At 27.1% G+C, this 10,576-nt stretch carries 13 protein-coding genes; 4 read left to right on the top strand and 9 right to left on the bottom strand.

All coding sequences use genetic code 11. From position 1 onward, the window contains the following. From ACTHW2_RS06895 to ACTHW2_RS06885, 3 genes are all read right to left on the bottom strand, one after another. Window positions 1–732, bottom strand: a 732-nt coding sequence (locus ACTHW2_RS06895) for a penicillin-binding transpeptidase domain-containing protein (RefSeq protein ID WP_442263229.1), incomplete at its 3' end; no start/stop codon positions are given. Next, window positions 707–1,966 carry an FtsW/RodA/SpoVE family cell cycle protein gene (locus tag ACTHW2_RS06890; protein ID WP_442263228.1) on the bottom strand — a complete coding sequence of 420 codons (1,260 nt, stop codon included), beginning with the start codon at window positions 1,964–1,966 and terminating at the stop codon, window positions 707–709. The genes ACTHW2_RS06895 and ACTHW2_RS06890, both read right to left, overlap by 26 nt. A gap of 8 nt (window positions 1,967–1,974) precedes the next feature. Next, a complete protein-coding gene (locus ACTHW2_RS06885; RefSeq protein ID WP_442263227.1) occupies window positions 1,975–2,406 on the bottom strand; it encodes an FHA domain-containing protein in 432 nt (143 codons plus the stop codon). 124 nt (window positions 2,407–2,530) lie between these two features. Here ACTHW2_RS06885 and ACTHW2_RS06880 point away from each other — a divergent pair, with 124 nt between their 5' ends. From ACTHW2_RS06880 to ACTHW2_RS06865, 4 genes are all read left to right on the top strand, one after another. After that, window positions 2,531–2,959: a PspC domain-containing protein gene (locus ACTHW2_RS06880; RefSeq protein ID WP_442263226.1), complete on the top strand. Its 429-nt coding sequence runs from the start codon at window positions 2,531–2,533 to the stop codon at window positions 2,957–2,959. Window positions 2,960–3,319: 360 nt separating this feature from the next. Next, window positions 3,320–4,327, top strand: coding sequence for an alpha/beta hydrolase family protein (locus ACTHW2_RS06875; protein ID WP_442263225.1), 1,008 nt, complete (start codon window positions 3,320–3,322; stop codon window positions 4,325–4,327). Beyond that, window positions 4,314–4,928 (top strand): regulatory protein RecX, encoded by a 615-nt coding sequence (locus ACTHW2_RS06870; RefSeq protein ID WP_442263224.1) that lies wholly within the window; start codon window positions 4,314–4,316, stop codon window positions 4,926–4,928. The genes ACTHW2_RS06875 and ACTHW2_RS06870 overlap by 14 nt, the downstream gene beginning before the upstream one ends. A gap of 3 nt (window positions 4,929–4,931) precedes the next feature. Then, window positions 4,932–5,177: a GIY-YIG nuclease family protein gene (locus ACTHW2_RS06865; RefSeq protein WP_442263223.1), complete on the top strand. Its 246-nt coding sequence runs from the start codon at window positions 4,932–4,934 to the stop codon at window positions 5,175–5,177. A 9-nt stretch (window positions 5,178–5,186) separates the two neighbouring features. Here the strand turns inward: ACTHW2_RS06865 and ACTHW2_RS06860 are convergent, their stop codons facing one another. From ACTHW2_RS06860 to ACTHW2_RS06835, 6 genes are all read right to left on the bottom strand, one after another. After that, on the bottom strand, window positions 5,187–5,522 hold the full coding sequence (locus ACTHW2_RS06860) for a hypothetical protein (protein ID WP_442263222.1): 336 nt from the start codon (window positions 5,520–5,522) through the stop codon (window positions 5,187–5,189). Between the two features lie 39 nt (window positions 5,523–5,561). Then, a complete protein-coding gene (locus ACTHW2_RS06855) occupies window positions 5,562–7,061 on the bottom strand; it encodes a hypothetical protein (protein ID WP_442263221.1) in 1,500 nt (499 codons plus the stop codon). Next, entirely contained in the window at window positions 7,058–8,455 is a 1,398-nt protein-coding gene (locus tag ACTHW2_RS06850; protein WP_442263220.1) for a sensor histidine kinase, read from the bottom strand. Before ACTHW2_RS06850 ends, ACTHW2_RS06855 begins: the two co-directional genes overlap by 4 nt. A gap of 12 nt (window positions 8,456–8,467) precedes the next feature. Continuing rightward, window positions 8,468–9,157, bottom strand: a complete 690-nt coding sequence (locus ACTHW2_RS06845) for a response regulator transcription factor (RefSeq protein WP_442263219.1) — start codon at window positions 9,155–9,157, stop codon at window positions 8,468–8,470. Between the two features lie 7 nt (window positions 9,158–9,164). After that, window positions 9,165–10,064 (bottom strand): polysaccharide deacetylase family protein, encoded by a 900-nt coding sequence (locus ACTHW2_RS06840; protein WP_442263218.1) that lies wholly within the window; start codon window positions 10,062–10,064, stop codon window positions 9,165–9,167. Between the two features lie 196 nt (window positions 10,065–10,260). Then, window positions 10,261–10,576: ROK family protein (locus ACTHW2_RS06835; RefSeq protein WP_442263217.1), on the bottom strand; the 316-nt coding region annotated here is incomplete at its 5' end.

Here is a 10,576-nt window from a genome sequence, read left to right as displayed (position 1 = left end):
AATCGTAGTTTTCCCAGTACATGTATAATTTTTTTCTATACCAAATGTCTCCAATATACCAGCGGTTGTTATTACTTTAAAAATTGACCCTGGTGCATATAATCCTTGGATAGATCTATTTAATAAAGGACTATCTGTATTTTCCGCTATATCTGTCCATTCTTCGTCTAAATTAGATGGGTTAAAATCTGGTAGATTAACCATTGAATATATCTCTCCTGTTTTAGGATTCATAGTAATTATAGAACCCTTTTTCCCTTGTAGAAGTTTACGAGATTTATCTTGCATATTATGATCAATTGTAAGTCTTAAATCATTTCCTACAGAAGTTGGTAGTACAAGGTTTCTTATTTCATTGAATGCATTATTTCTATCTATGTCCAAGAGTTCATTATTATATTCTTTTTCAAGTCCAGATTTTCCATACTGTTTATAGCTATATCCAATTATATGGCTATATAAATTTTTATATGGATAATATCTTTTATTTTTCTCTTCTTCAATTTCACTATATGAAATAACTTTACCCTCTCTATCTAAAATAGAACCTCTTAATACATTTTCTTCATTTAACCACAATCTTTTATTATAGGAGCTATTTCTTATATCTTCAGATTTGAAAACTTGAAAATAACTAATATAAATTACTAATAAAACAAGTAAGGAAGAAAGTCCTATAAGCACTGTTATAGTTCTTTTTGTTTCCTTATTCATTTGAGTTTTCTTCTTCACAAATTTTCACCTTACTTTCTAAATCCTCCGATGTAACTTGAAGAATTCCAAGAGCTATAAAGCTAGTTACAAGTGAACTTCCCCCATATGATACAAAAGGAAGCGTAATTCCCGTAAGTGGTATTAACTTTATAACTCCTCCTATTATTATAAATGTTTGAATACAAAACAAAACACTTATTCCAAGTGCTAATATTTTATAAAATTTTTTTCTTTGATTCATACCTATTTTAAATCCTCTATAAAAAAGAATTAAAAATAACATTATTATACCTATGCCTGTAAATATACCCATTTCTTCCACTATAGCTGAAAATATAAAATCATTATAAGCTAATGGTATAAAATGAGGATATCCAAGTCCTAATCCTTTTCCGAAAAATCCACCTTCTGATAGTGCAAATAAGGATTGTGTTATCTGATACCCTTTATCACTTATAAATTTCCAAGGGTTTATCCATGTTTCAATCCTTATTCTCACATGACTAAATAGAAAATATCCCAATATACTGCTGACTCCAAAAAGTCCTATATTATAAAGTATAAGTTTTCTATCTTCTTCAAATATATATTGGAGGCATATAAAAATCCCGTAAAACATTAAAGCCATGCCTAAATCTCTTTGTAAAAATAAAAGACCAATAAATGAATATATTACCCCCAAGAAAATATAAGAAGGATATTTTTTTTCTTTAAATTTATCATAATTAGAATAAAAACCTGCTATAATAAAAATTAAAAGGATTTTTATTACTTCACCAGGCTGTATACTTATACCTTTTATTTCTATCCAATTTATAGATCCATTTTTCCTTTGTCCCAATACTAATGTAAGCATAAATAGTATATATGTAATAGCTATATAAAGGTATGTAAGCTTACTCCATATCTTTATATATTTAAGTAAAAAATAAGTTATATAAAAAAACAATATACCAATAGCTATCCATATTAATTGTTTTGTTCCAAGTAATGAATCCATTCTATAAATCATGATAGCTCCTATAGAAACAAGCATAGTTGCAATTTGGAATATATAATTATCTCCAGAAGATACTTTTCTTAATATAAAGTTTGATAAATATACCATTATTAAAAGTGCCATAGCACTTAAAATTGTTCTTGAATCAGGGATCTTCTCTTGATATATTAACAATAAAACAACTGCTAAAAACTCAAAAATAAAAAGTAACTTTCTAGGAGCATTTTCTTTTATTTTCCTTGTAAAAAACATGAATACACCTACTCTCTATTTACGAACAAAAACTCTATATTTCCTATTCTAATTCTATCACCATTTGATAGTTTCACAGCATCTAATAACTTTTGTCCATTTAAAAATGTACCGTTAGAACTTTTTAGATCTTCTAAAAAATACATTTCTTCATCTTTAACTACTCTAAAATGTGACTTAGATACATATGGATCTTTAATTACTATATCATTATTTCCTTTTCTTCCTAAGTTCAGTCCTTCTTCAATGGCATAGTGTTCGTCTATTTTAAATGGAAGAGATTCTTTTCTGTTAATTAACTTCAAATAAGCACCCTCACCAGTTCTAGATTTGCTTATTCCTTTTATATCTAAATAAATTAATCTTATTATACTCAAGATAAACATATAAATAATAACAATAAAAATGTATTTAAATATTACCGACAAAATATTATACATAACTTTTCCTCCTATAAATCTATACCTATAGATATTATCACAATTAGCTTAAGTTGTGAATAAATTTAATATAAGTATTCCAATAATAATTATAATTTGATATCATATAGTTAACATAAAAGGAGTGATAAATATTAAAAAACTTACTCGTTCTCAAGATGACAAGGTTTTTTCTGGTGTTTTAGGTGGAATTGGAGAATATTTAAATGTAAATCCCGTCTTTTTAAGAATTGTATATGTCTTATTGACAATCAGTTCTTTCTTTACTATGACTATTATATATATATTATCTAGTGCTATAATTCCTTTAGAAAGTGATATAATAGAAGAAGAACCTAGTTATAGTCAAAACAATGATAGTAATTCATTTTTAGGAATAAGTTTAATAGTCTTAGGGGTTATATTATTAGCTAACAACTTTTTGCCAGTTTATTTTCCAGAAATTTTATCGGCTATAAGATATTACAGTAGAAAGTTAATTGATTTTTGGCCAGTTCTTTTTATAATACTGGGTATATACTTACTACTCGATAAAAAAAATATTTCTAAATAAAAAACCTTTTAAAAGGTTTTTTATTATATGCCACTATATATAACTTTAAATACGATAAAAGATGAGGAGTTAATTATGAATATAAACTTTAATTACAAAAAATAAATACCAGATTTTGTATCTGAATATATTTAAAGAAAATAATTATAGATGTTCTTATATAGATACAAAAAGTTTATATGACAATCCAGCTAAGGGTGTAGAAAGGAGAGTCCTTCTTATATCACATGTAATATGACTTCCATTTAGTTATATACTGGGAAAATATATCCTTCATAAGGTAGATGTATTTGATAAAGGGTCAAAAAAGCATTGCTAAAAAAGTTTCAAAACCCTTTAGATAAATAAGGATGTGTATTTATGGAAAAAATTAAAAACAAAATAAAGCAATCTTTTTTTATAGTAAATAAGTTATACTTATTTATTGTGTTTTTGTTATTATCAATACAAAATTTAGGTCTGGGAATTATTTATTTTTTGGGAACATTATTTGTTTTTATATGGAAAACTTTAAGATCTAAAGTTCCAATGGAAGTTAATAATGAAATAGAAGTAAAAAGTTTTTCATATAAAATAGTTAATGGAAAGGAACTAAAGATAGATCTTTATTATCCTATGGATAAGACTAAAAAAACATACCCTTTAGTCTACTTTTGCCATGGTGGTGGTTGGATATCAGGATTTAGAAATCAACCAAATAATATATCTTGGTGTAGATATTTAGCATCTAAGGGTTTTATAGCTTCAAGCATAGACTATAGGTATGGATATAAATATACTATAGAAGATATACTTAGCGACTATAGTGATGGGTTAGATTTTATAAAGATGAATTTCCAAGATTTAAAAATAGATAAAAAAAATATAGTTTTAATGGGGCTTTCTGCTGGAGGACATTTGGCATTGCTTTATTCAACTTTCAATACTTTTATGGGGAATCAGGATGCAGTAAAAGGTATTAAGTCAGTTGTAGCATATTACCCGCCTTCAGATTTAAAAGACCTGTTTGATAAAGACAACAAGTCTTTGTTTGCCCGTTTTTCTGCAAGTAGAACATTAAAAGGAACCCCAAAAGAAGAAGAAGAAGTTTATAGAAATGCTTCTCCCATTAATTGGGTAAGCGATAAAATGATACCTACTTTACTTGTACACGGTAAACTAGATAATGTTGTACCATTTGAATCATCTATAAAACTAATTAAAATTTTTAAAAAATTTAATGTAAAATTTAGATTTTTAGTTCATAATAATGGTCCCCATTCATTCGATACAGTTCTAAAAGATTACAAAACAGTAGACACTATTAAAAAGACGATTCGATTTATTAAAACATCAGTCAAAGGAGATCAGACAAATGAAAATAACTGACATAAGCCCGCAAAAGAAAAATGATAGAGTAAATATATATATAGATCATAAGTTTGCATTTGGCCTTAGTTTAGAATTAAAATATAATTATGATCTTAAAATAGGAAAGGAAATAGATAAAAACTTTATCGACGATATTTTAAAAGAAGAAGAAGGTAAAAAAGCAATAAACGATTCTCTAAACTTTCTTTCTTATAGACAAAGGTCTGAAAAAGAAGTTAAAGATAAATTAAAACAAAAAGGTTATGAAAAAGATTATATAGAAGTAGCTATATCCTTTTGTAAAAAACACAATTATATAGATGACGAAGCCTTTGCTGTAAGCTTTGTTAAAGATAAAATCAATTTAAATAAATTAGGTAGTTATAGACTTAAAAGAGAACTTATGCTTAAAGGTATAAGTGATGATATTATAAATAATGTTCTTACTGAAAATGAAGAAGATGAATACGAAAGAGCATTAAAAGTAGCTAACAAAAAATATCCAACATATAAAAATGATGAAAAAGATAAGATTTATAGAAAACTTGGAGGTTTCTTACAAAGAAAGGGTTATTCTTTTGATATTGTAAATAGAATATTGAAAGAATTAATAAATTAGGTGATGATATTGTTTTATACTTATATTTTAAAATGTAGCGATAATACACTTTATACTGGATTTACTAACGATATTGAAAAAAGACTTATTACTCACAATAAGGGAATAGGTGCAAAATATACTCGCGGAAGACTTCCAGTGAAGCTTGTATATAAAGAAAAATTTAATACCAAAAGTGAAGCACTTAAAAGAGAACATTTTATAAAAAAATTAAGTCGTAAAAAGAAAATAGAACTAATTAAAAAGTGAGAAAACTACTTAAGTAGTTTTCTCACTTTTTTTATCATCATCAATCTTTTTAACTTTGTTTTTATCCAAAACGTTTATAATAAAAGCTACAAATATACCTACTAAACCTACACTAGTACCTATTACAAATATAGTAAGACTGTTTATATCATCTAAAAATATAATTCTTGGATCAACAGTTATTAAACCATATATACCTATAATAAGTGATATAATACCTGGAATAAACTTTAATATATTTTTTTCTCTAAATATTATATGAATAAGGAATGTCAAAGCAATCATACCTACAGATATAATTAAAAAAAGCTTTGCATACTCCAGATGATTTAATAGTTCTTTCATAAATGTTCCCCCTTGTTGATAATAAATGTCTTCAGACTATTATTCTATTTTTTCTGTATCTCTTTTTAATATTTCGTTTCTCCATATTTCTGTATATTTTTCAGTAGCCCATTCAGCCATTACAATTGAATCTCCCTCCGGAATATCTATTCTAGCTATGGGATCATAATCTATAGTATTATCTTTATTTATACTATAAACTAATAGCTGAAACTTATCACGAACGACTATAATATCTTCATTTGGAGAAGAATACATATCTATCATATTAGGAAACTTACGCTTTAACTCATCCCACAATATAAAATGATTGTCATATCCTACCATATCTTCTGATGGGACTGTTTTAATAATAAAATCTTTATATACTTCTTTTTCTTTTTGTTCGAAGTTAACTCTACCTTTTAACATCCAATATCCATTTTTCCTAGTAATGCCAATATTTTCTTCATTTATTGAAACTGCTTCATCTATATTTAGTAGTCCCTGTGTACCTTCTAAAAAGATCTCCTTGCCTTCATCCATTATATCACTAAGTTTTATTGAATTATCACGTTTTAAATTGTCTACAGTTTGAATGTTTATAGTCCTTTTATTTTTATCTTTTAGGTCTATATTTTCCGTAGAAATATAATTATTACCTACATATAAGATGTTTTTTAATGATGTTTTATCTTTAGCTTTCAAGTCTTTGTTTCTGGTCGATATATCTTTTGTAGAAATCTTACTTTGATCAGTTGAGTCTTCTTCTATATATATTTCTTGATTAGCTTCTATAGTATCATATACATTTTTATCTTTTATTGTTCTATCTACATTAATTTCCCAAAATCCATTCTTCCTTGGCAATAAAAGCTCATTTATTTTATATGATTCTTTAAATTCTCCATCCTCAGTATTTATCCAAACGGTGGTATATTCCCAATCTGCTACATTGTTTTTTTCATCATATTCAGAGGTTTTTATACCAAGCAAAACACCACTATTTGTATGTTCTTTTTCTTCATCCTTAAAATCTTCTGCAATATCTTTTTCTATGTCAATATATTTATATATCTCATCTACACTAACAGTGTCAATCGTCTTTTCAAGTCTATAAAACCCTTCCTCTATATACAATAATAAATTTCCTTCTCCATCTTCAATAGCTTCCATAAGTAAATTATTATCATCATATATAGTAAAAACTTCAATTTTATTAGTTTTTATACCAAGACTAGTAGCATTCATTTTATATTTATATAATAAGTAGTCTACAGCGTTAACTTTTTTCATTTTAAATGAAGGTCTCACTGTATAGTAGTTCATAAATATTAAAGCATCCCTATGAAAAAGAGCTGGTTGCCCCATGTATTCATCTTCTTCCTTTGAATTTGATCTTGATATAGGAGTATAATCTATAACAGTCCATCTTCCCTCTAAAGGGGATATTTCACTCTCAGGAGCTTTTAAATCATTCATATTCGTTTCACTTATATTGCAAGCTGATAACAGCGTCATTAATAAAACCATAACTACACTTAATCTAATCTTATTCATATTAATTCCTCCTCATAAGGTAAGATTACTTTTATATTTGTCCCCTTACCTATTTGAGACTCTATAACCAGTTCACCTTTATGAAGTTTTACAATTTCATCACATATAGCAAGGCCTATTCCACTATTAGCTCTATTGGTACTCCCTTTATAAAACTTCTCTTTTATATTTGGTAGGTCTTCTTTTGATATACCTATACCTGTATCTTTAACTTCTAATATTAAATCTTTTTCTTTTCTATAAGCTTTTAGTTCAACAGAACCTCCAGCATCAGTAAATTTAAATGCGTTATCTAATAAATTTATAATTACTTGTTTTATTCGATTTTCATCTCCAACTATCATCTTAACATTATCATCTACCTCTACTGAAAATCTTATATTGTCATTTTTAGATCTAGGCATATATTGTTTAAAAATAAAATTCAAAGTAGAATTAAAGTCAAATATATCTTTATCTAATGTTATTCTTCCTGATATAAACTTTGAAAAATCTAGTAATTCTTCTACCATGAAAGATAATCTATCACTTTCTTTTTCTATTATTTTAAGACCATCAAGGAGTAAATCTTTTTCAACATCTTCTGATTGTAATGTTATAGACCATCCTTTTATAGAAGTTAAAGGAGTTCTAAGTTCATGAGATACTGATGATATAAAATCAATTTTTATTTGTTCTCTTTTTATTATTTCATCTGCCATATGATTTAAAGTACTTGCAAGTCGTCCTATTTCATCATCATTTTCTATATCATTTCGTATTTTCAATTGACCATTTGCCATCTTTTCAGCAATTTTTGATACCCTTTCTAAAGGATAAACTATAGAGTTTGCAAGTATTATACTTACTATGCCACCAATAATTATAACTATTATACCTATTGTTATTAATAATATATTTATCTTTTTTATTATTCCATTTGTTTCTTCTAAAGAAGAAACAAATCTTATAATTCCTATAGAATCATCATCCTTTATAAGTGGAACAGATACAGCCATAACCGATTCTGAAGAATATGGGACAGAGCCTACCCATGCACCATTTTCTTCATTTTGAGCTTTTACAATATCTGAAGTGGTAATAGGTTCATTAGAACTTACACCTAAAGTATCTAAAAGGAGATCGCCTTCTAAAGATAAAATCTGAACTTGTACATTTGTATATCTCCAAAATATATCTATGTCTTCTATTAATATATCATTTAGATTAAAAGATGGAAAATATCTAGAATAAAATGAAGTTGAAGATTCAATTTGACTAGTTAATACATCTTCTAAATTTTTATAATAATAATCTTGCACACCATTAATCAGCATTATTTCTATAATAACTACAGTTATCAATATAACCAACATAAAGTTTTTTACAAGTCTTATTTTAATACCTTTTTTCATAATATTCTCCTACTATTTGTTTTTCCATCTATAGCCAAGACCCCAAACTGTTTCTATAAAGCTTGGATTGCTTGGATCATCTTCTATCTTAGATCTAAGTCTTCTAATATTTACATCTACAATCTTTGAGTCTCCTATAAAGTCTTCTCCCCATATTATATTAAGTATTTCATCTCTTTTAAATGCCTTGCCTGGACTTTCTAAAAACAATTTTATAATTGAGTATTCTGTAGGAGTTAGATCCATCTCTACTCCATCTTTAAAAAACTTTCTAGAATATTTATCAATTTGAAAAGGATCAAATTTTAACAAAGTATTACCCTTAGTTTGTTTTTGTTGCATTCGTCTTACTAAAGACTTTACCCTAAGGACTAATTCCATAGGATTAAAAGGTTTAGTCATATAATCATCCGTACCATATTCCAAACCCATTATCTTATCTATATCTTGGCTTTTTGCAGTAAGCATTATTATCCCCATGGTAGGAAATTCCTCTCTCAAAACCCTACAAACTTCAAATCCATCAATTCCTGGAAGCATAATATCTAATACCAGGATATCCGGTTTTTCTTTCTTAGTTAGCTCAATTCCAAGCTCCCCTGTTTCTGCTTCTAAAACCTCAAATCCTGATCTCTCTAAATTTATTTTAACAAACTGTCTTATAGATTCCTCATCTTCAATCAACAATATCTTATTATCCATCTCATATCTACTCCCAACTAAAATTTTTATCTAATACATGGAATTCATATCCTTCACTTAGTAAGAATTCAATGCTTTTTTCTAAGCTTTTAGCAGTTGTAATCTTTTGGTCAGTATCATGCATTAGAATTATAATTGTCTTTTTCCCAATAACAGTTTCTCTTAATCTATTAACTAAATGCTTTTCTGAGAAATTGCCTCCTTCTGCGTCTCCATTTAAGGCATTCCAATCAAAATATCTATATCCTGCATTAAGAACTGCTTTTTTCATAGGATCTTTTTTCGCCTCAAATGATCCTCCAGGGAATCTTATGAGTTTTGAATCAAACTCATTGCCTACTATACCTTTTATAAGTTTTTCCAACTTATATATATCATCCATAAAGTTTTTAGGATTTTTATAAATATATCCATAATTATGACTATATGTGTGATTTCCTATTTGATGACCATCATCATAAACTCTCTTTAATATTTCTGGATTCTCTTCAACCATAGTTCCCACTACAAAAAATGTAGCTTTTATATTATATTTCTTTAAGACGTCTAATATTATAGGTGTAGATTTAATAGAAGGCCCATCATCAAAAGTTAGATATGCTATCTTTTTGTCTTTGTTTTCTTCTTGTCTCCTCTTTGCTTCTTCTTCCTTTCTTTGAATCTCAAGTTTTCGTGATTTTTCTTCTTTTATTCTTTTTGATATCTCTTTACTTGTAGGATGGTTCCTCCCAATGATTTCTAAACTATTTTGTATGGAAATCGCTGAAGCTATGTCTTCTTGAAATAAGTTATTTATATTTAGTTTTTTAGCAAAAAAACTTATTGTAATAACAAAGATTATTATACAAAATACGACTAATTTATTCCTTTTCCTTCTCTTTCTTCTTATTCTTGCTCTGTTTTTCAACTTTATGCACCCCATTTATAAATATAACATTATCATATTATACAATTTAACTTAATAGTTTACAATTTAATTAATAATAAATTACATTTCTTTTACATCTATTATAAGAAGATATGGGGTGAAAGTAAAATTAAAATATAATTATAGCATTGTAATGATATATCAATCAGTCACTAACTCTCTACGCCTTACTATCTTAAACTCCTTCAAAGACCAGCTTTCCTGCCCCTATCATTCCAGCATCATTTAAATAAATTGCTGGGATGATTTCCATGGCTTCTGGACTATTTGAAAGTATTTTATAGTTCTTTACCATGTTTTCCCACCAATATTCTTTTGAGTTTATTACACCTCCGCCTATTATTATTCCTTCTGGATCAAAGAGGTTTTTTAAACTCACTATAGATATTGCCAGGTTTTTTGTAAACTCATCTACAACTTTATTAGCTATTTCATCATCTGTGTCTTTAAATATATCTTTTCCTTTTTTATGCTTACCTGTTTTTTTCTTG

Source organism: Tissierella sp. (genome assembly GCF_052089545.1).
Lineage (GTDB): Bacteria > Bacillota > Clostridia > Tissierellales > Tissierellaceae > Tissierella_A.
This window is presented reverse-complemented; position numbering and strand designations above follow the sequence as displayed.